Genomic DNA, 22,322 nt, shown 5'->3' with positions numbered 1-22,322 from the left:
TTATGCGCCAGATCATCTTTGACACGGAAACCACCGGACTTGACCCCGCCCAGGGGCATCGCATCGTCGAGATCGGCTGCGTGGAAATGGTCAATCGGATGTCCACGGGCAATAACCTGCACATCTACCTGAACCCGGACCGCGACAGCGACCCCGAGGCCTTGGCGGTGCACGGGCTGACGACGGAGTTCCTGTCGGACAAGCCCCGCTTCGCCGATGTGGCGGACGAGTTCGTCAAATTCATCCAGGGCGCCGAACTGATCGCGCACAACGCCGCGTTCGACGTGAAGTTCTTCAACGCCGAACTGGCCAAGACGGGCCGCGGCCCGATCACCGAATACTGCGAGACGGTCACCGATTCGCTGTTGCACGCGCGGTCGCTGTTCCCGGGCAAGCGCAATTCGCTGGACGCGCTGTGCGACCGCTTCGGCATTTCCAACGCTCATCGCACGCTGCACGGCGCATTGCTTGACTCGCAGTTGCTGGCCGAAGTCTGGCTGGCCATGACGCGCGGGCAGGACGCGCTGTTGATCGACGTGGACGACAACGACGGCGCCGGCAGCGACGGCATCGTGCTGGCCCGGTTCGATGCGTCGGGCCTGGTGGTGGTCAAAGCCAGCGACGAGGAACTCGCCGAGCACGAGACCTACCTGGCGGCTCTGGATAAATCCGTGGGTGGCGAGTGCGTGTGGCGCAAGGTGGATGCGCCGGTTGCGGCCGCATAAATAATTTTCCGAGGCGACTTGCGCACGTTTTAAAAAACATGCTATTATTTCGCCTCTTTCAGGGTGGTTAGCTCAGTGGTAGAGCACTGCCTTCACACGGCAGGGGTCACAAGTTCGAAACTTGTACCACCCACCAAAGACCCTTGAGAGACAGCGCAGGCCCAATATCCAACAAGCCGAAGTTGTCATCAAGTCGCACAGCAAACCGCATCGCAAGATGCGTTGCCGGGTGCAAAGCAAACAAGCCAACCTTTATCGGTTGGCTTTTTTGTTGCCGGTTGATTTTTTTTCCGCGACGGCATTTCTATACTCTGTTGATCTGGCGCAATCGCGTGCTTGGCCATTGCGCGCTGTCTGGTTCTTGCGTGTCTATCATTGTTGTACGGCAACTCCCTTGAGGAAACCTCCCGGGAGCCAGCCGGAGCGAACAGGAGACGTCCATGCATGCCAACACCAACACCATGCTGATCATCATCGTCACGGGCGTCGCGCTGATGCTGATCGGCTTCGGGCTGCGTGACCGCAATATCGGGATGGGGTTGATGGGCCTGGGCCTGATCACGGCCATCGGCTCCATCTTGTACAAGGCCTACATCACGTTCTATTGATGGGCCGGGGCAGAAAGCGGCCCTCAGCCTTTCGGCGCGGCCTGGCGTGCGATACGCGCCAGCAGCGTATCCAGCTGGTTCGCAAAGGCCTTGCGGTCGGCCTGGCTGAACGACGGCGGGCCGCCCGTGTCCACGCCGCTTGCGCGCAACTCTTCCATCATGTCCCGCACCGCCAGCCGTTCCCGGATGGTCTCCGGCGAATAGCGTTCGCCGCGCGGGTTCAGCGCCATGGCGCCTTTTTCCAGCACTTCCGCCGCCAGCGGGATATCCGCGGTGATGACGAGATCGCCCGGTTCCGCGCGCTCGACGATGTGCGCATCCGCCACGTCGAAGCCGCGGGGTACCTGCACGGCGCGGATCAGGGGCGAGGGCGGCGTGGAAAGCGGCTGGTTGGCCACCAGCGTCACCGGCACCTGCCAGCGCTGCGCGGCGCGGAACAGGATGTCTTTGATGACCACGGGACACGCGTCCGCATCGACCCAGATGTGCATAAGCGTTTATTCGCCCAGCGCTTTCTGCAGCACGTCGGCCACGATGTCGTTGGTGGACACGCCGCGCTCAGCCGCCAGGGCGCGCAGCTTGTCGGCGTGCGCCTGCGACAGCTTCAGCGGGAACGGCACCAGGCCGGCGGCCTGATCCAGCTTGCGCTGTTCGCGGCGGTCGGGCGCCTGCGAGGCCACGCCGAAGCGGTCGGGGGTGGCGGACTGCTTGAGTTGGCCGGCCAGCTTCAGGGCCTGGTTCTTTTGGAGATCGAATTTATTCATGGAAATTCCTGATTAGGAGCGCAATCATAAGCGCAACCGGGATCAACGCGGTTTCGCGTGCTCCAGCAGCGCCAATCCTTCTTCGGCGCCGTCATGCAGCGGCACGGTCAGGCCGCGCCGGGCGTTGGCGACCGATACCTGGGCGCCTTGGGGGGAACCCGCGGCCAGCAGGTCCTGGCCCGTCTGGTAGACGGCGCGCACGACCACCAGCGCCTCGTCCCGGGTCAGGTCGGCGGTGGTGAGCAGCAGCGCTGCAGTCCCGATGGTGGGAATCGGGTCGGGCTGGTTGGGGTAGGTGCCGGCCGCGATTTCCAGCGGCATCAGTTCGCTTTCATTGGCGGCAAGCGCCTTGACGGCGGCCGGGTCCAGCGGCAGCAGCTTCAGCCGGGCCTGGGTCAGCGCGTCGCGCAGCGGCGTGGCGGGCACGCCGATCACCTGCGCGGCGGCATCCACGGTGCCCGCGTTCAATGCGGGCAGAGATGCCGCAAAGGGCGTGTCCACGACCGTGTAGTCCCGGCCCGCCTGCAAGCCGTGCGCCGCCAGCACGGCTTCGAGCGTCGCACGCACGGCGGAGCCTTCCGGCCCCAGCGCGATCGTCTTGCCCCTCAGGTCGCGCACCGCGCGTAACGCCGGGTCGTCGCGCACCACGATGTGGACCAGTTCGGGGTACAGGCTGCCCAGGGCGCGCAGGGCGACGAAGGGGCCTTGCGCCGCGAACGGGCCACGGCCTTCGTACGCCATGCGCGCGGTGTCGGCCTGCGCCAGGCCCACCACGGCATCGCCGCTGCGCAGCAACGCGATGTTCTCGGCGCCGCCACCCGTGATCAGCGGCGTCACGCGGATCTGCTGGGCACGCCCGACGGCGGTGAGCGCGCGCGCAAAGGCCACGTACTCGCCGCGGTCGGGGCCACCCGCCAGCGGGTAGCCCTGCTGCATCCGGGCCAGCCGGCCGTTGATGCGCGACACCGACCGCTCCAGTTCCTGCTGCACGACGTGCTGCGCGGTGCTGGATGCGCTGTAGGCGACGGAATGGGTGATCTGGTCCAGCGTGTCCAGCAGTTGCCGGGTGACGGGCGGCGGCGCGCCGGTATCCAGCGACGGCGCTTCGGCGGCTTTGAAGCCGGCCGGGGTGACAAGCTTCCACGCGTCGCCGTCCTGGCGGTAGATGGCGCTGGCGTGCGCGACGATACGGTCGCCCGCCTGGTTGCCGCCGGACTTCACGCCGCTGATGCTGCGCGGGCCCGCGCCCAGCAGCGTCACCAATGAAGCCGCGCCGGGCTGGTCCCAGGCGCCCAGCGCGATGTCGCGGCCCAGGTCCAGTTCGACGTCGTAATAGACCACGCGGCGGGTTTCGCCGGCGGGCGCGCTGCTGTCGGCGGCCGAACCCATGCGCTTGAGCGCTGCGATGCGGAACAGCCCCTGGCCGTAGGTGGCGTCCAGGCTGCGTTCGACGTCGGCACGCAAGGCGTCGGTATCGGGCGCGCGGCCGCAGGCGGCCAGCGCAAGGCACAGGCCGATGAGGGCAAGGCGTTTGAGTAGGGACAGGCCCATGCTTACATCCCTCCCACGAACGGCAAGGAGATCAAGGACGTCAGCACGATCACGTTCAAGATGTCGACCAGGAACGCGCCCGTGACGGGCACCACGATGAAGGCTTCGGGCGCGGGGCCATGGCGGCGCGTCAGCGCCTGCATGTTGGCGATGGCGGTGGCGGTCGCGCCCAGTGCGAAGCCGCAGAAGGCCGCCGACATGATGGCGGCTTCGTAGTCGCGCTTGAGCATCCGGAACACCACCCAGGCGGCGTACAGCGCGCAGAACAGCGTCTGCACCGCCAGCATCAGGGCCAGGGGGCCGGCCAGGCGCGCCACGCTGGACAGATCCAGCGTCATCATCGTCATGCCCAGGAAGAGAGACAGCGAGATCGTGCCGATGATTTCTGTCGCGCGGTCGTCCAGCTTCAGGCCCAACCGCACGCCCGCATTGCGGATGAGCACGCCCGTTGCCAGGCACCACAGGAAGTTGGGCAGGCTGACGGGGGCGTCCTCGACCAGCATCGCCAGGTAGCCGCCCACGACCAGGCACACGAAGGCGGCCGTCAGCGACACGATGAACGAGCCGGCCGCGGGCGCTTCCGCTTCTTCGGCCAGGTCCGGGGCGGGGTGCGCCGCATTGGCGGCGTGGTCCAGGCTGCCGGCCAGTTTGTGCCGGCGCATGATCCATTCCGCCACCGGTCCGCCCACTACGCCGCCCAGTACCAGGCCCAGCGTGGCCGAGGTCATCGCCAGCGCCATCACGTCCTGGATATTGTTGAAGTCGGCAAACCGAGTGGCATAGGCTGCGCCGGTGCCGTGTCCGCCCACCAGCGTGATCGTGCCGCCCAGCAGGCCCATCAGCGGATGCATGTCCAGCAGCCAGGCCATGCCCAGGCCCACGGCGTTCTGCAAGATCAGAAAGGGGATCAGCGCCAGCAGGAAGGCGATGAGCCTTGGGCCGCCCTTGGCCAGCAGCTTCAGGTTCGCCGTCAGCCCGATGCAGCCGAAGAACAGCAGCAGCAGGGTGGGCTTGATGCTGGTCTCCATCGAGACCGACACGCCGCCCCAGGTGGACAGCAAGTAGGCCAGCACGGCGAACAGCAGGCCGCCCACGATCGGGTCGGGGATGCTGTAGCGCGACAGGATGCCTATCCGCGTCGTCAGCACCCGGCCGATGACGAGCACCAGGCAGCAGGCAAGCAGGGATTGAACGGGCGAAAGCGAAATCATAAAAGCCTTCGCGCCCCGGTGGGGCGCAGCAATGCAGACTATCGGAACCGTTGCCGCCACATCGTTCGGATCGTGGCCCTATATTACGGCCGTGTTCGCAACGGCGCATAGGGATGCGGCAACGCATGCGGGCCCGTGAGGCGGGACCGGGAGGCCAGGCGTCGGCTAGAGCGGAAACGCGCGCGACATGTAACTGGCCTGGGGGCCGTATCCCGCCAGTTTTTCAGCCAGTTCGGCAGGCAAGGGTTCGCCGTCGCCGCCGACAGGCTGGTAGCCATGGCGCAGCCAATAGCCCACTGCGGTTTCCAGCGACACCAGACTGGCGCGGCGCAGGCCGCTTTCCATGGCGCCGCCGGCAGCGGTGCGCAACAGCGTCTGGCCCACGCGCAAGCCCTGCGCCGACGGCACCACGGCGCAGTCGTGCAGAAACCAGTGATCGGCTTGCGGCGGCAGCGCGGCCAGCGCCACATCCAGGGCTGGCGGCAAGCCGGCGTCCCAGGGATACGAAATCAGATAGCCCAGCAGGGTGTCGTCGGCATTCGCCCGCGCCACCCAGCAATAGGCGGGCGCAAGCGCCAGGCGATTGAGAAAGAACTCCGCGCTTTCCAGCAGAAAGTCGGGGTAGGCCAGGGTCTGGGCATCCAAAATGCCGTCCACGTCGCTGGCCAGCATAGGGCGGACTCGGTATTGCATGACAACCTGTGAAAACGAGAAAAGCCGGCGCATTTTACCGGCCTCGCGCGACCGGCCGCTTTACGAGGTTTCACAAATCGGGGACACAGGTTAACGAGGCTTGCACGTGACTTCATAGTTTTCGCGGCTTGGATCCCTAGAATTCACTCGTGTTCTGGCCGGCAGAAGGCGGCGCCGTATTTCATGAAAATTCGACGAGGCCCTGCGCATACTGCTTGCCATAGTGTCCTGTATTACGAGCGAAAGCGTCATATGCACATCCAATTCCGGTCCGATCCGATCCCGCAGCAAGTGTTGACCAAAGCGTATCCCTTGGAGTCGCTCTGGTCTTCCAAGGTGGCGGCCGTGCCGTATGACACTTGCGTGACGTGCGTCATTCCCTGCCTGAACGAGGCCGAGAACCTGCGCATCCTCCTGCCCTTGCTGCGCAGCCGGCTGTCCGCCTTGTGCACCAGCTGGGAAATCATCGTGGCCGACGACGGCAGCACGGACGGCACCGAAGCGCTGATGGCCGAATGGACGCAGCACGAAGGATTCCGCTACGTGCAGCTGTCGCGCAATTTCGGCAAGGAAGCCGCGCTGAGCGCAGGCCTGGAAGCGGCGACGGGCAATGCCGTGATCTGCCTGGATGCCGATCTGCAGCATCCTCCCGCCTTGATCGAGCAAATGCTGGCGCGGTGGGCCGCGGGCGCTGAAATGGTCTATGCCGTGCGTGAATCCCGCGCCGACGAATCCTGGGTGAAGCGCGCTGGCGCGCGCTGGTTCTACAAGTTGCTGAGCAGCGCGCGCGGCGTGGACGTGCCCGCCCACGCGGGTGATTTCCGCTTGATGGACCGCGGCGTCGTGGACGCGCTGATCGCCTTGCCCGAACGCACCCGCTTCATGAAGGGCCTGTACGCCTGGGTCGGCTTCAAGGGCGAGGCATTGCCCTACACCCCCGACGAACGCCTGCACGGCGATAGCCGGTTCAGCGGCCTGCGCCTGTTCCGCCTGGCGCTGGACGGCCTGACCGCGTTCACGACCTGGCCCTTGCGGCTGGTCAGCCTGGTCGGTGCGGCCTTCGCCGTGCTGGCCATGTCGTATGCCGCCTATCTGGTCGGTGAATATCTGATGTCGGGCAACGCCGTCTCTGGCTGGACCACGATCGTCACGGCCGTGCTCTTCTTTGCCGGCGTCAACCTGATTTCGCTGGGTGTGGTGGGCGAGTATGTCGCCCGCATCTTCGACGAGGTGAAGGGCCGGCCGCTATACGTCGTGCGCCGGCGCCAGGGCAAGGCCGCTCGCGCAGGTAAGGCGACGGGCTGACCATGGCCAGCGGCACCCTGTCCCCCGCGCGTTCCGATTGGAACCCGCGGGCGGGGCGACTATTGCTGGCCGTTGGCCTGTGGCTGGCGTTGCTGGCGTGGATCCGCCCCTTGACCCTGCCTGACGAAGGCCGCTACGCGGGCGTCGCATGGGACATGCTGCGCAGCGGATCGCACGCCGTGCCCTTGCTGGACGGCATGCCGTACTTCCACAAACCACCGCTGTATTACTGGCTGGCGGAACTGTCCTTTTCGGTGTTCGGTGTCCATCCCTGGGCGGCGCGCTTGCCGTCGTGGCTGGCGGCATGGGGATCTGCCGCCGGGCTCTACTATTTTGTGCGCCGCTACCGCGACGGCGCTGCGGCCGCGTTGACCGTACTGATCCTGTCGACCATCCCGTTTTTCTACGGCGGCGCGCAATTCGCGAACCTGGACATGCTGGTGGCCGGCATGATCTCCCTGTGCGTGCTGGCCTCGGTGGACACGGTGCTGCGCGCCGAGCGCGGCCAGCCTTATCGCGGGATGTCTTTGGCCGCCTCGGCGCTGGCCGGATTGGCGGTGCTGGCCAAGGGGCTGATCGGACTGGTGCTGCCCGGCGCGATCTTGCTGATCTGGTTTGCCTGGCGCCGACGCTGGCGCGGCCTGGCCGCGTTGCTGTGGCTGCCGGCGTTATTGGTCTTCGCAGTCGTTGCCGTGCCGTGGTTCGTGCTGATGCAGCTGCGGTTCCCGGGCTTCTACGATTACTTCTTCGTGTACCAGCACTTCCAGCGCTTTGCGGCCAGTGGCTTTAACAACGCGCAGCCGTTCTGGTTCTACCTGCCCGTCGTGGCCGGCCTGAGCCTGCCCTGGTCCTTGTGGGCCGGCGGCATCATGCGGCGCACGTTCTGGCAGGAAGGGCACGCGCGTGATCTGCGCCGCCTGGCGCTGGTCTGGTTCGCCGTGGTGCTGGTGTTCTTTTCGTTGCCACAGTCCAAGCTGGTCGGCTATGTGCTGCCCGCGCTCGCGCCGCTGGCGTTCCTGTTAGCCGAAGTGATTCTTGGCGCGTGGCGCGAACCCGGCGACCCGGTATCGCCGCGGTTGGTGCGCACGAGCGCGGCTGTCGCCGCCGGCATCTGCGTAGTGGCGGTGGGAGTGGCGGCCAACAACGTGCGGGGCAGCGCCGCGCCGATGGCCGAGGTGGTCCGGGCGCAGGCGGGGCCAGCCGACACGTTCGTCGCCCTGCATACCTATCCGTTCGACCTGGCGCTGTACGCCCGCGCCCCGCACCCCATGTGGGTCGTGGACGACTGGCTGGACCAGGAGGTGCCGGTGCGCGACAACTGGCGCAAGGAACTTTATGACGCGGCAACGTTCGATCCCGCTCGGGGCAAGGAACTGCTGATTGGTTCCGCCGAGTTCAGCGCCCGGCTTTGCGCGGCGCCCGACGGGTCCCGCTATTGGGTGTGGGGCACGAATTCGGACGGGCCGGTGTACGCGCCGTTGCGCGGCCTGGAGCCCGCGGCCAGCAGCGTGAAGTACGTGATGTGGCGGGTGGACGTGAACGAGGCTTTCAGACAGCGGGCTTGTGGCGGAACGCCCAAAGTCGGCTAGCGGCGAAGGTGGCGAACGCCAGCCCGATCAGGATCAAGGCAAGCAGCAGGTCGTAGGGAAGGGTGGTGATGTGCAGCAACAACGCGTAGGCGGATTCGTTGATCACGAAACCAATGGCTGAAATCAAGAAGAAACGACGGGCTGCTACGGTCCAGGGTGTGCGGGAATGTCGGAAGGTAAGCCGGTAGTGTCCGGAGAACGAAACCACGAAGGCGATCAGCCAGCCGACCAGGTTGGCCGCCAGTGGCGGCAGGCCGAACCCCTCGACGCAGCCCACGGCAACGGCCCAGTGGGTCGCGGCGGCAGCGCAGCCGACGGCGACGAAAAGGCTGATCTGTTGGAGCAAGGCACGCATGGAAGTCGTGGTGAAATGGAAATTCGAGGTGACGCAATGAGCAAACGTATCGTCGTCTGCGGTGACGATTTTGGCATGAATGCCGACATCGATGAAGGCATGATCGCGCTGGCCGCCATGGGCCGCGTCAGCGCTGTCAGCTGCCTGTCGCTGGGGCCCACGTTTGTGTCGAACGCCCGCCGCCTGGCCGTGCATGACGTGGACGTCGGCCTCCATGTGAATTTTTCCGAATCGCTTGGCGCGGATGCCGAACCGATGCCCTCGCTTGGCGCGCTGATCTTGCGCGCCTACGCTGGCCGGCTGGACCGCGCCTGGATCGATGCGCAACTGACCCGCCAATTCGATGCCTTCGAAGCCGCGTTCGGACGCGCGCCCGATTATGTGGATGGCCATCAGCATGTGCATCAGCTGCCCGGCATCCGTGAACAGGTGCTGGCGCAATTGAAACGCCGCTACGGCGACCACCGGCCTTGGCTGCGTCAGACGGCGCCCGGCGCGCTGTGCGGCATACCGTTGAAGGAATCGATCAAGGCACGCATCATCGGTGCCCTGGGTGCGGCGGCGCTGGCTCGCCAGGCCCGCCGCGATGGGCTGCGCACCAACCGCCGGCTGCTGGGCGTGTACGGGTTCGACGGCGGCAAGCGGCGCTATGCGGACCTGTTGCAGAACTGGCTGTTCAATGCGCATGACGGCGACCTGCTCATGTGCCACCCCGCCATGGATTGCAAGGAAGGCAGTCCGATGTCGCGCCAGCGGCGCGCCGAATTCGATGTATTGGCCAGTGCCAAGCTGGGCGACTGGATGCGCGCCAACGGCGTGCGCATCGCGCGCTTGCCGGCAGTGGCTCGCTGATGTCCCATCCTGGCGCGGCTTATTCGCGCGTCAGGCTTTCCAGCAACCACGCGCCCGCGGGGCCCAGCGCACGCCGCGTGGACCATACGACGTCGACCCGGATATGGCGCGGCCAGCCGGGCGCGTTCAGTTCCACCAATTGATCGCGTCCGAAGCGCTGGATCATCCAGCGCGGTAGCTCGGCCCACCCGAATCCCAGGCTGGCCATTTCCAGCAGCATCAGATAGCCCGGCGCCGACCACGTCGAGTGCGGCGGCGCGGCGTCCTTGTCGTCCAGCTCGTAGGTGCTCAGGCGCAATTCGCGTTCGGCCTTGAGCTCGTCGCCCGTGACCCGCTTACGGCCCGCCAGCGGATGGTTGCGCCCCACGCATAGGACGATTTCGGAAAGCTCGGTCAGCGTCGCGTGCGCCACGTCGGGCGGGTAGGTGTCCTGCGCCGCCATCAGTCCCACATGCGCGCGGCCTTGCTGCACCAGCGCCACCACGTCCTCGTATTCCGCGATCAGGCATTCGAAGCGCAGCGCCGGGTAGCGCTGGTCGATCTGGCTGAGCATGTTTTCGAAGGTCTCGGACTGGAACGTGTCCGACAGCACAACCGTCAGGCGGGGCTCCAGCCCTTCGGCCAGCTGGCTGGCGCTGCGGTTGAAGCGGTCATTCGCGGCCAGCACCTGCAAGGCCTGGCCCAGCAGCACCTGGCCAGCCTCGGTCAATGCGGGCTGGCGTTGGCTGCGGTCGAACAGCGCAACGTTCAGATCCACTTCCAGGTTGGCGATGGTTTCGCTGATGGTGGACTGGCTTTTGCCCAATTTTCGGGCGGCGGCGGAAAACGAGCCTTCGGAGGCGACCTGGGCGAACGCCGCCAGGGATTCTAGGGAGTGGCGCATGGGCAGTGGGACTGGGTATCGGTTTTTCCGATGGATATGATCTTTATCGTACCGGAAATATCGTCGAAAATCGTCTCCATTCTGTAGCAACCGACCTCAGGTGGGTCATGACGCAAGCCACTAAAACCCTTAAAGAACGTTTCTTTCACGCTTTCCTGTTCGAAATCCTCGCCATCGGCCTGTGCGCGCCCGCTGCCGCCTGGGCCATGGGCAAATCTCTGTTTGAAATGGGGGTGCTGACCGCGGTCATCGCTTGGATCGCGCTGGTCTGGAACATGATCTACAACGCCGGTTTCGACCGCGTCGAGAACCGCTTCGGCTGGACCCGCAACCTGCGCGTGCGCATCGTGCACGCCTTCGGGTTCGAACTGGGCCTGATCCTGATCGTGATCCCGCTGGCGGCCTGGTGGCTCAGCATCAGCCTGTGGGAAGCCTTCGTGCTGGATATCGCCCTGGTGCTGTTCTATCTGCCCTACGCGTTCCTGTACAACCTGGCCTACGACCGGTCGCGCCCGCGCGTCATGCAGTGGCTGAACCGGGGCAAGGCGGGCGCCGTGCCCCCGGTTGCGGTCCCGGCCGCTACGCGTCAATAACCTTGCGGGTGAACATCTCCAGGTAGTCCATCAGCGAATCCGCGCCCTTGATGGCGGCGGATTCGTTGCCCGTGGCAATGCCCTGCGCCATGAGCATGTGGCGGCGGGCGCCTTCGGCGATATCGCCTTCGTGCTGATAGGCGTACCAGAAGCGCCGGCACTGGATGATCAGAGGTTCCACGGCATTCACGGCAGACGCATTGCGGCACGCCTCGTGGCAGACGTAGTCCAGCAACTGGTCGGCATGCATGTATTCATCCAGGTTGCCGCCTTCCGAGGCGCGGATCATCTGCGCCGCGCAGTCCACGATCTGGGTGCGTTGCGCAGGCGTGGCGCGCCGCGCCGCGCTGGCGGCGATCAATTGCTCCAGCGCGCGGCGGGTTTGGATCAGGTCCATGTGGTCCGCCAGCTGGATCATCGACACGCGCAAGCCCCGCCGGGGCTCCTGGCGGATCAGCCCGGCCGCCACCATGCGCAGCAGCGCCTCGCGCAGCGGCGTGCGCCCCAGGCCGGTCTTTTCCACCAGATCCGCTTCCACGACCGCGCTGCCAGGCTGCAACTGCAGCGTGGCGATCATGCTCTCGATCTGGTCGTAGGCGACGTCCGCGGCGCGTCGTTTGGGTTCTGCTCCTGCCATCAATTATTGTTTTCCTTCGTTTTGCGCCACTGCGTGTAGGCCAGCCATTCGCCGACGAACCCGCGTCGGAAGAACGACACGCACAACACGAAAATCAGCCCGATGACGATCGTGACCACGTCGCCCAGGGTGGCAAGGTAATTCTGCAAGCTCACAACCAGCGTCGCGCCGACCACGGGGCCCCACACCGTGCCGATGCCGCCCAGGAGCGTCATCAGCAGCACTTCGGTGGAGGTGGCCAGCGACACGTCGTTCAGCGCCACCAGTTGAAGCACCAGCGCCTTGAGCGAACCGGCCAGACCGGCGACCGAGGCGGACAGCACGAAGGCCAGCAGCTTGCACCGATCCGTATCGTAACCTAGCGAAATCGCGCGCGGCGCGTTGTCCCGGATGGTCTTGAGCACCTGGCCAAAGGGCGAATGGATCACCCGGTAGACGAACAGGAAGCCCAGCACGAACACCCCCAGCGCGAAGTAATACATGTTCGTGTCCACGCTCAGGTCCACCAGGCCCAGGAACTTGCCGCGGGGGATGCCCTGCATGCCGTCCTCGCCCCGCGTCCAGCCTACCTGCACCGCCATGAAGTACGCCACCTGCGACAGCGCCAGCGTGATCATCGCGAAATAGATGCCGGTGCGCCGGATGGCCAGCCAGCCGATCGCATAGCCGATGGCGGCGGCCATGGCCACGCCGCAAAGCATGGCGATTTCGGGCGGCAGGCCGCGCGCGCCGAACAGGATCATCATTTCGCCGGCGGCGTATCCGGCCCAGCCGAAGAACGCCGCGTGGCCGAACGACACCAGGCCCGTGAAACCCGTCAGCAGGTTGAAGGCCAGCGCAAACAGCGCAAAGCACAGCACCTTCATCACGAACACGGGGTAGACGATCTGGGGAAAGAAGGGCACCAGCAGCGCGGGCACAAGAAGCAACGCCAGGATGCGGATCGAAAGGGGAATGCGCGGCACCTTATTTCTCCTTGCCGAACAGGCCGGCCGGGCGCATCAGCAACACGATGGCCATCACGATGAACACGACCACGGTGGACGCTTCGGGATAGAACACTTTGGTCAGGCCCTCCAGCAGGCCCAGCGCCAGGCCGGTGACGATGGCGCCCATGATGGAGCCCAGCCCGCCGATCACCACCACGGCGAACACGATGTTCAGCAGGTTCGAGCCCATCAGCGGATTGATCTGCATGACGGGCGCCGCCAGCACGCCGGCCACACCCGCCAGCGCCACGCCGAAGCCGTAGGTCAGCGTGATCATCACCGGCACGTTCACGCCGAAGGCCTGCAGCAGCTTCGGATTTTCCGTGCCGGCGCGCAGCATCGCGCCCAGCCGGGTGCGTTCGAACAGGTACCAGGTCGCGATGCACAGCGTCAGCGACGCCACCACCACGAAACCTCGGTACGCCGGCAGGAACATGAAGCCCAGGTCGAACCCGCCCTGCAGGATCTCGGGCGGCTCGTAGCCCACCCCCGAGATGCCGTAGAAGTAGCGGAACCCGCCCTCCATCATCAGCGCGATGCCGAACGTCAGCAGCAACCCGTACAGGTGGTCCAGGTGATACAGCCGTTTAAGCAGCGTTTTCTCGATCACGACGCCGACCGCACCCACCAGTAGCGGCGCGAGGATCAGCGCGGCCCAGAAGTTGATCTGCACGCCGGGCCCCAGCAGCTGCGGCAGCTGCGTGAAGCCGATCCACGCCAGGAACGCCGCCATCATGAACTGGGCGCCATGCGTGAAGTTGACGATGTTGAGCAGGCCGAAAATGATGGCCAGGCCCATGCTCAGGATGGCGTAGAAGCAGCCGTTGATCAGCCCCACCAGCAGTTGGGCGAGCAGGGCGGGAAGGGAGATGTCGAACATGATGGGCGGCGGGCGGCGTGGGTGGCGTTACGCCTTGTTCAACGGGCAGGCGGCCTGGGGCTTGGGGAAAACGTCTTCGCCCTTGAGTACCGATTTCACGTTGTAGTAGTCCCACGGGGCCTTGGATTGCGCCGGCGTCTTCACCTGCAACAGCAGCATGTCGTGCACCAGGGCGCCGTCCGCACGCAGTTTCCCGTTGCGGATCACGGCGTCGTTGATGGTCATCTCGCGCAGCTTGGCCATCACGGCGGGCGCGTCGTCCGTGCCCGCGGCTTCGATCGCCTTCAGGTAGGACCGCGTGGCGGAATACACCCCGGCCTGCGAGGCCGTCGGCATCTTCTTGGCCTTCTCGAAGAACTTCTTGGCCCAGGCGCGCGAGGCGTCGTCGTAGTCCCAATAGAACGCCTCGGTCAGGTACATGCCCTGCGCCTTGGGCAGGCCCATGCTGTGCACGTCCGAGATGTATGTCAGCAGCGGCGCCACGATCTGCTTCTTGTTGATGCCGAATTCGTTGGCCTGCTTGACGGCGTTGACGGTGTCGTTGCCGGCGTTGGCCAGCGCGATCACGTCCGCCTTCGAGGCTTGCGCCTTCAGCAGGAAGGACGAGAAGTCATTGCCCGGGAACGGGTGGCGCGACACGCCCACGACGGTGCCGCCGTTTTCCTTGATGACCTCGGTCGCGTCCTTTTCCAGCGAGTGGCCGAAGGTATAGTCGGCGGTGATGAAGTACCAGGTCTTCTTGCCTTCCTGGACCAGCGCGCGCGCCGTGCCGGCCGCCAGCGCGTAGGTGTTGGTGGTCCATTGCGCATTCAGCGGCGAGCACTTCTCGCCCAGGATGGCGGTGGACAGCCCGGCCGACGGCATCGTCACGCGGTTCTTCTGCTTGGCGATCTCCATCACGGCCAGCGCGGTGGACGCGGTGGGGAAGTCGGTGATCATGTCGACCTTGCCCTGGTCGAACCATTCGCGCGCCAGGTTGGCGGCCACGTCGGGCTTGTTCTGGTGGTCGGCGGCCACCACTTCCACGGGCTTGCCCAGCACCTTGTTGCCCATCTCTTCGGCGGCCAGGCGGGCCGCGATCACGGAGCCATTGCCGGCCAGGTCGGAATACACGCCGGACAGGTCGGTCAGCACGCCGACCTTGACGACATCGTCGCTGATCTTGGCCTGCGCATGGACCGCGCCGGCCGCGCCCAGGGTAAGCAGCGCTGCTGCGATTCGATTCAATTTCATCTGACTACGCTCCGTGTAGGAAGGGGGACTGCGGTCGGAAGGAATACAGCGGGGACATCAAATGCCGAGCAACGCGTTCAGCCTGTCCTGCGATTGCTGGACCTCGGCGCGGTCGATCACGGCCACCACCTGGCCGTGCTCGATGACGTAGTGGCGGTCGGCCAGGTGCTGGGCGAAGCGGAAGTTCTGCTCGACCAGCACGGTGGTGTAGCCGCGCTCTTTCAACTGCCGGATCACGCGGCCCAGCGACTGCACGATGACAGGGGCCAGGCCTTCGGTGATTTCGTCCAGCAGCAGCAGGCGGGCGCCGGTGCGCAGGATGCGCGCCATCGCCAGCATTTGCTGCTCGCCGCCTGACAGCCGCGTGCCGGGGCTGTGCGCGCGCTCTTTCAGGTTGGGAAACATCGTGTAGATCTCTTCCACTGACATGCCGCCCGGCCCGACAGAGGGCAGCAGCATGAGGTTTTCCTCGGCGCTCAAGGACGCATAGATGCCGCGCTCTTCGGGGCAATAGCCGATGCCGCGGCGCGCGATCTTGTGAGTGGGCATGCCCACCGTTTCCTGTCCCTGGACCTTGATGGAGCCGCTGCGGCGGCCCACCAGGCCAAGGATGGATTTCAGTGTCGAACTGCGGCCCGCGCCGTTGCGGCCCAGCAGCGTCACGCATTCGCCCGGCTTCACGTCCAGGTCGATGCCATGCAAGATGTGCGATTCGCCATACCACGCGTGCAGGTTGCGGATTTCCAGCAGGTTCGCGGATGCGCCGGCCTGGGTTTCACTCATCTTCGGCTCCCATGTAGGCTTCGCGCACCGCGGGGTTTTCCGACACGGTCGCGTAGGGACCTTCCGCCAGGATCTCGCCTCGCTGCAAAACGGTGATGGTGTCGGAGATGTCCGCCACCACTTTCATGTTGTGTTCGACCATCAGGATCGTGCGGCCGGCGGATACTTGCTTGATCAGGTGCTTGACCCGGTCCACGTCTTCGTGGCCCATGCCCTGCGTGGGTTCGTCCAGCAGCAGCAGTTCGGGCTCCAGCGCCAGCGTGGTCGCGATTTCCAGGGTGCGCTTGCGGCCGTAGGGCAGGTCGCCCGCTGCCACGTCCAGATGGGTGCGCAGGCCGACCTGGTCCAGCAGTTCCTCGACGCGGTGGTGCAGGCTTTCCAGCGTGCGCTCCGACCGCCAGAAGCAATAGTCCACGCCCAGCTTGCGCTGCAAGGCCACGCGCACGTTCTCGCGCACCGACAGCTGCGGGAACACGGCGGATATCTGGAATGAACGCACGATGCCGCGACGCGCGGTCTGCGCGGGGCGTTCCTGCGTGATGTCCACACCGTCGTACAGGATCTCGCCGCGCGTCGGGATGTGGAACTTGGTCAGCAGGTTGAAGAAGGTGGTCTTGCCCGCGCCATTGGGGCCGATCAGCGCATGGATGGCGCCGCGCCGCACGCTCAGGTCGACGTTGTTGACCGCCACGAAGCCGCGGAATTCCTTGGTCAGGCCCCGGGTCTGAAGGATGATGTCGCTTTGCATGTTGTCCGATAGGCGTGCTTGGGGACAGGCCCCTCCGCGCACGGCGGTCTTGCCGCGCGGCGGAGGGTTCGTGCTGCGGGGTGCTGCGTCCGGGAAGGGGCGCTTACGTCGACTGGTATTGCTTGGGGCGCTTGGCCAGCGAGGCCTGGATGATGGCCGTGCAACGTTCGCGCTCGGCGCCGACCAGCGGCAGGCGCGGGCGGCGCACATGCTCGTTGCCCACGCCGGCCAGGGTTTCGGCCAGCTTGATGTTCTGCACCAGCTTGGTGGACACATCCAGGTGCAACAGCGGCGTGAACCATTGGTAGAGTGCCAGCGCCTCTTGCCACTTGCCGGCCTTCATCAGGTCGTACAGCGCCACGGTTTCGCGCGGGAAGGCGGTAACGAGGCCGGCCAGCAGCCCGTCGGCGCCCAACGCCAGCGCCTCGAACGACAGGTCGTCCACGCCGATGAACAACTGGAAGCGCGTGCCCAGCGCATTGCGCAGGTCGGTCAGGCGGCGCACGTCGTCGCTGCTTTCCTTGATGGCAACCAGCCACGGGCAGTCGGCCAGTTCGACCATGTGCTCGGTCTTCAGGTCCACGCGGTAGGCGACCGGGTTGTTGTAGATCATGCAGGGTTTTTGCGCCGCTTCCGCCATGGTGCGGATGCTCTGCATCGCTTCGCGCGCGTCCGCCACGTAGATCAGCGACGGCATCAGCATGAAGCCGTCCACGCCGATGTCGACGGCGGCCTTGATGAAGCGCAGTGCTTCGCGGGTGCTGGTTTCCGACACGTTGGCCAGCACCGGGATGCGGCCGGCGCTGACTTCCACCGCGCACCGCGTGACCTCGAGCTTTTCTTCCAGCGTCAGGGTGCTGGCTTCGCCCAGCGAGCCGCAGGTGACCAGGCCGTGGACCCCGTTGTCGATCAGGAAGCTGAAATGCTTGCGCATCGCTTCGAAGTCGAGGGTTTCGTCGGCATGGAATTTACTGGTGACGGCAGGAAATACGCCCTGCCAACGCACGTTGTTCAACTGGCTTCTCCTCAAGATGCCGTCGCTTCAATGGCGGAGCGGCGAGCAGGAGCAAAGTCTAATATTCGTTAAATATATTTAATAGATATTTTTAGTTGGGAATTTCCCGAGATCGGGTTTTCCCGGCGGGTCGGCGTGAAAGGCGCGGGCAAGAAAACGCCCCGCGCAAGCGGCGGGGCGGCGTAGGGCGGGTGGGCGTCAGCCGGCTTTGCGCGTGTAGGCCCGGGTGGCGTCCTGCATGAAGGTCTTGACCGCGGCGTCGTACTGCGGACCGCTGCGGAAGGCGCCCGAGTGCGAGGCGCCTTCGATCTTCACCAGCCGCTTCAGGTCCGGTGCCACGTTGCGGGCGGCGGCGAACAACTCGTCGCTCATCGTGTGCGGCACCACGCGGTCGGCCGTGCCGTGCATGAACAGCATGGGCGTGTGCATGCGGGCCAGCTTGTCCACCGAATCGAAGGGCTGCGTGACCAGCAGCCCGGCGCCCGGCACCTTGCCCCAACGCAGGGTGCCCAGCATGGCGCCGATGCTGGTGAAGCTGGATTCCACGATCAAGCCCGCAAATTCCGGCTGTTCGGGGCGCGCAGCCAAGTCGATGGCGATGGCGCCGCCCAGGCTATGCCCGTAGACAAAGCGGCGCGCGGGGTCGGGCTGCAGCCGGGCCAGTTCCTTCAGCCCGGCCATCGCGTCTTCCAGCGCGCTTTCTTCGGACGGCAGGCGCGGGGTCGAGGCGCCAAAACCGCGGTAGTCGATGGCCAGCACCGAATAACCCATGCGCGTCCAGCCGTCGATGCGGAAGGCGCTGCCGTTCAGGTTCCAGCGCGCGCCATGCAGATACAGCACCGTGGGCGCGCCCGCCTTGGGGCTTTGCCAGTACCAGGCGCGCACCTTGTCGCCGTTGGCCAGCGCCAGGTCGTAGACCTCGGTGCCGGCGGCGGGTTCGCGCCACCAGGTCTGCGGTTCGGATTGGGGCGAGAAGATCGTCTGGCGTTGCCAGGAGTCCAGCTGCGAGCAGCCCACCACGCTGGCGGCGGCAAGCAGGGCGGCGACGAAAAGCCGGCGGGCGGAGAGTCGGGGCAAGGCGGGCATGAAAACTATGACCCTGTCGGGCCGATTGGGTTCCGGCATCAGGATACTCCGGGATGCTCCTCCCGCGTGAGCGCCAGCCACGCCTGCGCGGCATGCGACAGGTAGCCGCCGCGCCGCCAGACCAGCACCATTTCCCAATCGGTGCCGGGGTCGCGCAGTGGTACGCGGCACACGCCTGCGGGCAGGGCGTCACGCGCCTTGAGCCGCGGCAGGAAGGCCACGCCCAGTCCGGCGGCTACCAGCGCCACGATGAAATCGATCTGGCCGCTTCGGGCCGCGATGGCCGGGGTAAAGCCCGCGCGCTGGCAGGCGTCGTGGAGGATGCGGTTCAGGGCGAAGCCGGTCTCGAACAGGATGAACGGCGACTCGCGCAGATCGGCCAGTCCCACCGACTCGGCATGCGCGAACGGGTGGTCGGCGGGCAACAACGCCATCAGTGGCTCACGCGCCACAGGCTGCCATTCCACGTTGTCGGGCACGGGTTGCAGCGACGCCGCCAGCTCGATTTCCCCGGCCATCACCATTTCCTCCAGCCGGCGGCTGCCGTGCTCCACCAGGCTGATCTCGATCTGCGGATAACGGCTGCGAAAGCGGGCAAACATCGGCGCAAACAGCGAACTGCTGCCCAGCGGCGGCAATCCCAGGCGCAGTACGCCGCGCTTCAGACCCTTCAAGTCGTCCAGTTCGGCGTACAGGTCGTCGCGTTCGGCCAACATTGCCACGGCGCGCCGGTAGACGATCTCGCCCGCCTCCGTCAGCCGGACGGGCTGCGCCTGGCGGTCTAGCAACGGCAGCCCAAGCTCGTCTTCCAACTGGCGCACGGCCTTGCTGACCGTGGGTTGCGTGGCGTAGATGGTCTTGGCGGCCTGGGAAAAGCCGCCTTGGCGGACGACTTCCACCAAGGCGCGCAAGGGGCGCAGGTCCATGGGTATGCCTATATGGAATAAGTTGGATTCTTCGAATTCATTTTATCTATGGGGCACGCAGGCGTAAAACATCAGCTTGTCGCTGGAACCCGTCTGATGTCTCGCCCTAGTCCTCGCACCGCCCTCGTCTTGCGCCTTGCGCTGCGCCGCAGCCGCTTGCTGCAAATCGCCCTGATCGTCCTGTTCTCCGTGCTGGGCCAAGTCCTGGCCAATGCCTTGGGCCTGCCTGTGCCGGGCGGCGTGATCGGCATGGCGCTGGTGCTGGCGTTGCTGGCGACGCGGCGGCTGCGCGTGCGCAACGTCCATCGCGGCGCGAGCTGGCTGCTGGGCGAAATGCTGCTGTTCTTCGTGCCCGCGGTCATGTCGCTACTGGACCACCGCGAGTTCCTGGGGATGCTGGGCGTGAAGCTGCTGGTCGTCATCTTGCTGGGCACAGCGCTGGTCATGGCCGGCACCGCGCTGACCATCGAGCTCTGCTATCGCTGGATGAATCGCCATGCCGCTTGAATTCAACCAGGTCTTCTGGCCGGCGGCCACGGTCGCGGCCTACGTCTGTGCGCGCCTGTTCTACCGCCGCCATGCGTACTGGTGGACATCGACCCTGGTCGTGGCGCCTGCGTTGCTGCTGGCCTTGGCGATCGTCCTGCACACGGGGTATAGGGACTACATGTCCGGCTCGCATTGGCTGATGGCGATGCTGGGGCCGGTCATCGTGGCCTTCGCCTTGCCGCTGTACGAGCAGCGCGTGCTGATCAGGCGCTACTGGCCGGTGCTGGTGGCCGGGGTGGCGGTGGGCAGCCTGATCGCCGGCGTCAGCGCCTGGATGCTGGGCAGCCTGCTCGACCTGCCGCCGGACCTGCGGCTGAGCCTGCTGCCGCGTTCGGTCGCCACGCCCTTCGCGGTGGCGGTGTCTTCCCACGTGGGCGGCGTGCCGGACCTGACCGCGGTGTTCGTGATCGTGACCGGCGTGTTCGGCGCGGCCATCGGTCAACTGATGCGGCGCTGGCTGCCATTGCGTTCGGCGCTGGCGCGTGGTGCGCTGTTCGGCATGGGCGCGCATGGCGCCGGAACGGCAAAGGCCCGCGAACTGGCGGCCGAAGAGGGCGCCGTCGCGGGCCTGGTGATGGTGATGGCGGGCTTGTTCAATGTGCTGGTCACCCCCGCCGTCGTGGTCGGCCTGCGGGCCTGACCCGGAAGCGTCAGTGCAGCATTTCCAGCGCCACCGGGTACAGGGACGCCACCAGCAGGAGCGCCATGCTCACATTGAAGGCGCGCACCGCCCAGGGCTTGTGCAGCACCCGGCGTAGCGCGGTGCCGAAGGTCACCCAGACGCCAATGCTGGGCAGGTTGACGATGCCGCAGACCAGCGTGGCAATCACCAGGTTGGCGAAGAAACCGTTCTGCGGCGTGTAGGTCGCCACCACGCCTACGGCCATCACCCAGGCCTTGGGGTTGACCCACTGGAACGCTGCGGCCTGCAGGAACGTGAAGGGCTTGCCGCGCGCGTCGCCGTCTTCCATGCCGCCCGAATTGGCGATCTTCCAGGCCAGGTAAAGCAGGTACGCGGCGCCGGCGTACTTCAGCACCGTGTACAGCTCGGGCACTTGCTGGAACACCGAGCCCAGCCCGATGCCCACCAGGAAGATCATCAGCGTGAAGCCCAGGTTCACGCCCAGCAGATGCGGCATGCTGCGGCGGAAGCCGAAGTTCAGGCCGGACGATGCCAGCATGACGTTATTGGGTCCCGGCGTGATCGAGCTGACCAGCGCGAACAGCGCCAGCGGGCCCAGCAGCGATGCGGAAGCCAAGGGCACGTCGGCCCAGTTGGTAGGGAGCAGATTCATTTTTTGGTCCTGATAATGGCACGGCGTCCGCCGGCGATAACGGCGATCACGGCAGCGGCGAACACGAAGGTCGACGGCTCCACGGCTTCGCCAAAAAAAGCTGCCGCCGCCACGACCGTCAGGAAGGGCTGCAGCAATTGCACTTGTCCCACGCGGGCGATGCCGCCCACGGCCAGGCCGCGGTACCAGGCGAAGAAGCCCAGGAACATCGAACCGAACGCCAGGTAGGCGCAGGCGGAAACGACCGTGGCGCTGGGCCAGTGCGCCTGTGCGGCCATCCAGCCGACCGGCGCCACCACGACTGGCGCACTGATCGCCAGCGCCCAGCAGATGGTGCGCGAGCCGCCCAACGTGCGCGCCGCGCGGGCGCCTTCTGCATAGCCCATGCCGCCCAGCACCACCGCCACCAGCAGCCACAGGTCGCCTGTGGATAGCGTGCCGTGGCCCTGGCGCAAGGCAAAGGTCGTGACCAGCGCGGCGCCCACCACCGCCCAGCCCCAGAACGAGGCCGATGGACGTTCACCGCTGCGCAGCGCCGCAAACGCCGCCGTCGACAGCGGCAGCAAGCCGTTGAACACCGCGCCGTGCGAGGACGACACGCTTTGCATCGCCAGCGTGGAGGCCAGCGGCCAGCCCACCACGATGCCAAGCGCGGCCAGGATGACTCCAGGCCATTCCTGGCGGTTCGGCCGCCGGCTGCGCGTCAGCCACAGCAGCGCGATCGCCGGCACCGCCGCCACCAGGGCCCGCCCCAGCCCGACCAGCAGCGGGGCCAGTTCCGAAACGGCCAGCCGCGTCATCGGCAGCGTCAGGGAAAAGACCAGTACACCCAGGAAGCCGTAGCCATAGCCCTCCCAGACGGAGGGGGGAGCGAGGGACGCCGCCTGGGGGGACGGATAAAGCGTGGATCGGGTCATGACAGCTGCCGGGGAAAGTATGACGGTGATGAAGTTCTGGGGGCGGGTAAAGCCCGCAGTTGCGGGCTTTTCGTATTGCTGTCACTCTACGCATAGTTATCGGTACAGTACCGGTACACTTAGGCATATCACTTT

At 65.9% G+C, this 22,322-nt stretch carries 26 protein-coding genes and 1 tRNA gene; 9 read left to right on the top strand and 18 right to left on the bottom strand.

Annotated elements, in window-relative coordinates; translation table 11 throughout:
• Window positions 1-2: 2 nt before the first annotated feature.
• The 3 genes from dnaQ (at window position 3) to AC27VE_RS21265 (ending at window position 1,333) form a co-directional block, all read left to right on the top strand.
• Entirely contained in the window at window positions 3-725 is a 723-nt protein-coding gene (dnaQ, locus tag AC27VE_RS21275; RefSeq protein WP_315138991.1) for a DNA polymerase III subunit epsilon, read from the top strand.
• A 61-nt stretch (window positions 726-786) separates the two neighbouring features.
• A tRNA-Val gene (locus tag AC27VE_RS21270) sits at window positions 787-861 on the top strand.
• A 304-nt stretch (window positions 862-1,165) separates the two neighbouring features.
• Window positions 1,166-1,333: a hypothetical protein gene (locus AC27VE_RS21265; protein ID WP_427958867.1), complete on the top strand. Its 168-nt coding sequence runs from the start codon at window positions 1,166-1,168 to the stop codon at window positions 1,331-1,333.
• 23 nt (window positions 1,334-1,356) lie between these two features.
• Here the strand turns inward: AC27VE_RS21265 and AC27VE_RS21260 are convergent, their stop codons facing one another.
• The 5 genes from AC27VE_RS21260 to AC27VE_RS21240 form a co-directional block, all read right to left on the bottom strand.
• The gene (locus AC27VE_RS21260) at window positions 1,357-1,824 is read right to left on the bottom strand and encodes a YaiI/YqxD family protein (protein WP_006225945.1); all 468 of its coding nucleotides are present in this window, start codon (window positions 1,822-1,824) and stop codon (window positions 1,357-1,359) included.
• A gap of 6 nt (window positions 1,825-1,830) precedes the next feature.
• On the bottom strand, window positions 1,831-2,097 hold the full coding sequence (locus AC27VE_RS21255; protein ID WP_088590330.1) for a hypothetical protein: 267 nt from the start codon (window positions 2,095-2,097) through the stop codon (window positions 1,831-1,833).
• A gap of 42 nt (window positions 2,098-2,139) precedes the next feature.
• Window positions 2,140-3,648, bottom strand: a complete 1,509-nt coding sequence (locus tag AC27VE_RS21250; RefSeq protein ID WP_488704895.1) for a TAXI family TRAP transporter solute-binding subunit — start codon at window positions 3,646-3,648, stop codon at window positions 2,140-2,142.
• A 2-nt stretch (window positions 3,649-3,650) separates the two neighbouring features.
• Window positions 3,651-4,859: a sodium/glutamate symporter gene (gltS, locus tag AC27VE_RS21245; protein ID WP_088590332.1), complete on the bottom strand. Its 1,209-nt coding sequence runs from the start codon at window positions 4,857-4,859 to the stop codon at window positions 3,651-3,653.
• A 165-nt stretch (window positions 4,860-5,024) separates the two neighbouring features.
• On the bottom strand, window positions 5,025-5,531 hold the full coding sequence (locus AC27VE_RS21240) for a GNAT family N-acetyltransferase (RefSeq protein WP_006225949.1): 507 nt from the start codon (window positions 5,529-5,531) through the stop codon (window positions 5,025-5,027).
• 273 nt (window positions 5,532-5,804) lie between these two features.
• Here AC27VE_RS21240 and AC27VE_RS21235 point away from each other — a divergent pair, with 273 nt between their 5' ends.
• A complete protein-coding gene (locus AC27VE_RS21235) occupies window positions 5,805-6,857 on the top strand; it encodes a glycosyltransferase family 2 protein (protein WP_006225950.1) in 1,053 nt (350 codons plus the stop codon).
• Window positions 6,858-6,859: 2 nt separating this feature from the next.
• Window positions 6,860-8,446 (top strand): ArnT family glycosyltransferase, encoded by a 1,587-nt coding sequence (locus AC27VE_RS21230; RefSeq protein WP_488704894.1) that lies wholly within the window; start codon window positions 6,860-6,862, stop codon window positions 8,444-8,446.
• On the opposite strand, the gene AC27VE_RS21225 is transcribed toward AC27VE_RS21230, so the two are convergent.
• Window positions 8,406-8,801 (bottom strand): GtrA family protein, encoded by a 396-nt coding sequence (locus tag AC27VE_RS21225; RefSeq protein ID WP_088590334.1) that lies wholly within the window; start codon window positions 8,799-8,801, stop codon window positions 8,406-8,408. The genes AC27VE_RS21230 and AC27VE_RS21225 overlap by 41 nt on opposite strands.
• A gap of 36 nt (window positions 8,802-8,837) precedes the next feature.
• On the opposite strand from AC27VE_RS21225, the gene AC27VE_RS21220 reads away from it, so the two are divergent.
• On the top strand, window positions 8,838-9,653 hold the full coding sequence (locus tag AC27VE_RS21220; protein WP_488704893.1) for a ChbG/HpnK family deacetylase: 816 nt from the start codon (window positions 8,838-8,840) through the stop codon (window positions 9,651-9,653).
• 19 nt (window positions 9,654-9,672) lie between these two features.
• On the opposite strand, the gene AC27VE_RS21215 is transcribed toward AC27VE_RS21220, so the two are convergent.
• Window positions 9,673-10,536, bottom strand: a complete 864-nt coding sequence (locus tag AC27VE_RS21215; RefSeq protein WP_315138969.1) for a LysR family transcriptional regulator — start codon at window positions 10,534-10,536, stop codon at window positions 9,673-9,675.
• A gap of 107 nt (window positions 10,537-10,643) precedes the next feature.
• Here AC27VE_RS21215 and AC27VE_RS21210 point away from each other — a divergent pair, with 107 nt between their 5' ends.
• Window positions 10,644-11,129 (top strand): multidrug/biocide efflux PACE transporter, encoded by a 486-nt coding sequence (locus AC27VE_RS21210; RefSeq protein ID WP_006225955.1) that lies wholly within the window; start codon window positions 10,644-10,646, stop codon window positions 11,127-11,129.
• Here the strand turns inward: AC27VE_RS21210 and AC27VE_RS21205 are convergent.
• The 9 genes from AC27VE_RS21205 to AC27VE_RS21165 form a co-directional block, all read right to left on the bottom strand.
• Complete coding sequence (locus AC27VE_RS21205) at window positions 11,116-11,766, bottom strand: GntR family transcriptional regulator (RefSeq protein ID WP_006225956.1); 651 nt, start codon at window positions 11,764-11,766, stop codon at window positions 11,116-11,118. The genes AC27VE_RS21210 and AC27VE_RS21205 overlap by 14 nt on opposite strands.
• Window positions 11,766-12,731, bottom strand: coding sequence for a branched-chain amino acid ABC transporter permease (locus tag AC27VE_RS21200; RefSeq protein ID WP_006225957.1), 966 nt, complete (start codon window positions 12,729-12,731; stop codon window positions 11,766-11,768). Before AC27VE_RS21200 ends, AC27VE_RS21205 begins: the two co-directional genes overlap by 1 nt.
• A 1-nt stretch (window position 12,732) precedes the next feature.
• Window positions 12,733-13,635 carry a branched-chain amino acid ABC transporter permease gene (locus AC27VE_RS21195; RefSeq protein ID WP_006225958.1) on the bottom strand — a complete coding sequence of 301 codons (903 nt, stop codon included), beginning with the start codon at window positions 13,633-13,635 and terminating at the stop codon, window positions 12,733-12,735.
• A 27-nt stretch (window positions 13,636-13,662) separates the two neighbouring features.
• Entirely contained in the window at window positions 13,663-14,868 is a 1,206-nt protein-coding gene (locus tag AC27VE_RS21190) for an ABC transporter substrate-binding protein (protein WP_488704892.1), read from the bottom strand.
• Window positions 14,869-14,925: 57 nt separating this feature from the next.
• Window positions 14,926-15,651 carry an ABC transporter ATP-binding protein gene (locus AC27VE_RS21185; protein ID WP_280028840.1) on the bottom strand — a complete coding sequence of 242 codons (726 nt, stop codon included), beginning with the start codon at window positions 15,649-15,651 and terminating at the stop codon, window positions 14,926-14,928.
• Complete coding sequence (locus AC27VE_RS21180) at window positions 15,644-16,399, bottom strand: ABC transporter ATP-binding protein (protein WP_006225961.1); 756 nt, start codon at window positions 16,397-16,399, stop codon at window positions 15,644-15,646. Before AC27VE_RS21180 ends, AC27VE_RS21185 begins: the two co-directional genes overlap by 8 nt.
• A 103-nt stretch (window positions 16,400-16,502) precedes the next feature.
• The gene (locus AC27VE_RS21175) at window positions 16,503-17,414 is read right to left on the bottom strand and encodes a dihydrodipicolinate synthase family protein (RefSeq protein ID WP_488704891.1); all 912 of its coding nucleotides are present in this window, start codon (window positions 17,412-17,414) and stop codon (window positions 16,503-16,505) included.
• Window positions 17,415-17,612: 198 nt separating this feature from the next.
• A complete protein-coding gene (locus tag AC27VE_RS21170; protein ID WP_035213653.1) occupies window positions 17,613-18,500 on the bottom strand; it encodes an alpha/beta hydrolase in 888 nt (295 codons plus the stop codon).
• 38 nt (window positions 18,501-18,538) lie between these two features.
• Window positions 18,539-19,426: a LysR family transcriptional regulator gene (locus AC27VE_RS21165; RefSeq protein WP_427958895.1), complete on the bottom strand. Its 888-nt coding sequence runs from the start codon at window positions 19,424-19,426 to the stop codon at window positions 18,539-18,541.
• 96 nt (window positions 19,427-19,522) lie between these two features.
• Between AC27VE_RS21165 and AC27VE_RS21160 the strand changes: the two genes are divergently transcribed.
• Together AC27VE_RS21160 and AC27VE_RS21155 are read left to right on the top strand one after the other, a co-directional pair.
• On the top strand, window positions 19,523-19,933 hold the full coding sequence (locus AC27VE_RS21160) for a CidA/LrgA family protein (RefSeq protein WP_488704890.1): 411 nt from the start codon (window positions 19,523-19,525) through the stop codon (window positions 19,931-19,933).
• Entirely contained in the window at window positions 19,923-20,615 is a 693-nt protein-coding gene (locus AC27VE_RS21155; RefSeq protein WP_488704889.1) for an LrgB family protein, read from the top strand. Before AC27VE_RS21160 ends, AC27VE_RS21155 begins: the two co-directional genes overlap by 11 nt.
• A gap of 10 nt (window positions 20,616-20,625) precedes the next feature.
• Here AC27VE_RS21155 and AC27VE_RS21150 read toward each other — a convergent pair whose 3' ends face one another.
• Together AC27VE_RS21150 and AC27VE_RS21145 are read right to left on the bottom strand one after the other, a co-directional pair.
• Window positions 20,626-21,270 (bottom strand): LysE family translocator, encoded by a 645-nt coding sequence (locus AC27VE_RS21150; RefSeq protein WP_315138945.1) that lies wholly within the window; start codon window positions 21,268-21,270, stop codon window positions 20,626-20,628.
• Entirely contained in the window at window positions 21,267-22,187 is a 921-nt protein-coding gene (locus tag AC27VE_RS21145; RefSeq protein WP_088590344.1) for a DMT family transporter, read from the bottom strand. The genes AC27VE_RS21150 and AC27VE_RS21145 overlap by 4 nt, the downstream gene beginning before the upstream one ends.
• Between the last annotated feature and the right edge of the window lie 135 nt (window positions 22,188-22,322).

Source organism: Achromobacter sp. 18P8.1.1, assembly GCF_057799415.1.
This window is presented reverse-complemented; position numbering and strand designations above follow the sequence as displayed.

What these genes read in the sequence shown, in the direction of transcription:
- AC27VE_RS21155 (WP_488704889.1), top strand. Translation starts at nt 19,923, where the DNA reads ATGCCGCTTGAATTCAACCAGGTCTTCTGGCCGGCGGCCACGGTCGCG.
- AC27VE_RS21190 (WP_488704892.1), bottom strand. Translation starts at nt 14,868, where the DNA reads ATGAAATTGAATCGAATCGCAGCAGCGCTGCTTACCCTGGGCGCGGCC.
- AC27VE_RS21205 (WP_006225956.1), bottom strand. Translation starts at nt 11,766, where the DNA reads ATGGCAGGAGCAGAACCCAAACGACGCGCCGCGGACGTCGCCTACGAC.
- AC27VE_RS21160 (WP_488704890.1), top strand. Translation starts at nt 19,523, where the DNA reads ATGTCTCGCCCTAGTCCTCGCACCGCCCTCGTCTTGCGCCTTGCGCTG.
- AC27VE_RS21195 (WP_006225958.1), bottom strand. Translation starts at nt 13,635, where the DNA reads ATGTTCGACATCTCCCTTCCCGCCCTGCTCGCCCAACTGCTGGTGGGG.
- AC27VE_RS21255 (WP_088590330.1), bottom strand. Translation starts at nt 2,097, where the DNA reads ATGAATAAATTCGATCTCCAAAAGAACCAGGCCCTGAAGCTGGCCGGC.
- AC27VE_RS21215 (WP_315138969.1), bottom strand. Translation starts at nt 10,536, where the DNA reads ATGCGCCACTCCCTAGAATCCCTGGCGGCGTTCGCCCAGGTCGCCTCC.
- AC27VE_RS21250 (WP_488704895.1), bottom strand. Translation starts at nt 3,648, where the DNA reads ATGGGCCTGTCCCTACTCAAACGCCTTGCCCTCATCGGCCTGTGCCTT.
- AC27VE_RS21220 (WP_488704893.1), top strand. Translation starts at nt 8,838, where the DNA reads ATGAGCAAACGTATCGTCGTCTGCGGTGACGATTTTGGCATGAATGCC.
- AC27VE_RS21180 (WP_006225961.1), bottom strand. Translation starts at nt 16,399, where the DNA reads ATGCAAAGCGACATCATCCTTCAGACCCGGGGCCTGACCAAGGAATTC.
- AC27VE_RS21260 (WP_006225945.1), bottom strand. Translation starts at nt 1,824, where the DNA reads ATGCACATCTGGGTCGATGCGGACGCGTGTCCCGTGGTCATCAAAGAC.
- AC27VE_RS21165 (WP_427958895.1), bottom strand. Translation starts at nt 19,426, where the DNA reads ATGGACCTGCGCCCCTTGCGCGCCTTGGTGGAAGTCGTCCGCCAAGGC.
- AC27VE_RS21145 (WP_088590344.1), bottom strand. Translation starts at nt 22,187, where the DNA reads ATGACCCGATCCACGCTTTATCCGTCCCCCCAGGCGGCGTCCCTCGCT.
- AC27VE_RS21265 (WP_427958867.1), top strand. Translation starts at nt 1,166, where the DNA reads ATGCATGCCAACACCAACACCATGCTGATCATCATCGTCACGGGCGTC.
- AC27VE_RS21225 (WP_088590334.1), bottom strand. Translation starts at nt 8,801, where the DNA reads ATGCGTGCCTTGCTCCAACAGATCAGCCTTTTCGTCGCCGTCGGCTGC.
- AC27VE_RS21230 (WP_488704894.1), top strand. Translation starts at nt 6,860, where the DNA reads ATGGCCAGCGGCACCCTGTCCCCCGCGCGTTCCGATTGGAACCCGCGG.
- AC27VE_RS21150 (WP_315138945.1), bottom strand. Translation starts at nt 21,270, where the DNA reads ATGAATCTGCTCCCTACCAACTGGGCCGACGTGCCCTTGGCTTCCGCA.
- dnaQ (WP_315138991.1), top strand. Translation starts at nt 3, where the DNA reads ATGCGCCAGATCATCTTTGACACGGAAACCACCGGACTTGACCCCGCC.
- AC27VE_RS21235 (WP_006225950.1), top strand. Translation starts at nt 5,805, where the DNA reads ATGCACATCCAATTCCGGTCCGATCCGATCCCGCAGCAAGTGTTGACC.
- AC27VE_RS21185 (WP_280028840.1), bottom strand. Translation starts at nt 15,651, where the DNA reads ATGAGTGAAACCCAGGCCGGCGCATCCGCGAACCTGCTGGAAATCCGC.
- AC27VE_RS21170 (WP_035213653.1), bottom strand. Translation starts at nt 18,500, where the DNA reads ATGCCCGCCTTGCCCCGACTCTCCGCCCGCCGGCTTTTCGTCGCCGCC.
- gltS (WP_088590332.1), bottom strand. Translation starts at nt 4,859, where the DNA reads ATGATTTCGCTTTCGCCCGTTCAATCCCTGCTTGCCTGCTGCCTGGTG.
- AC27VE_RS21240 (WP_006225949.1), bottom strand. Translation starts at nt 5,531, where the DNA reads ATGCTGGCCAGCGACGTGGACGGCATTTTGGATGCCCAGACCCTGGCC.
- AC27VE_RS21210 (WP_006225955.1), top strand. Translation starts at nt 10,644, where the DNA reads ATGACGCAAGCCACTAAAACCCTTAAAGAACGTTTCTTTCACGCTTTC.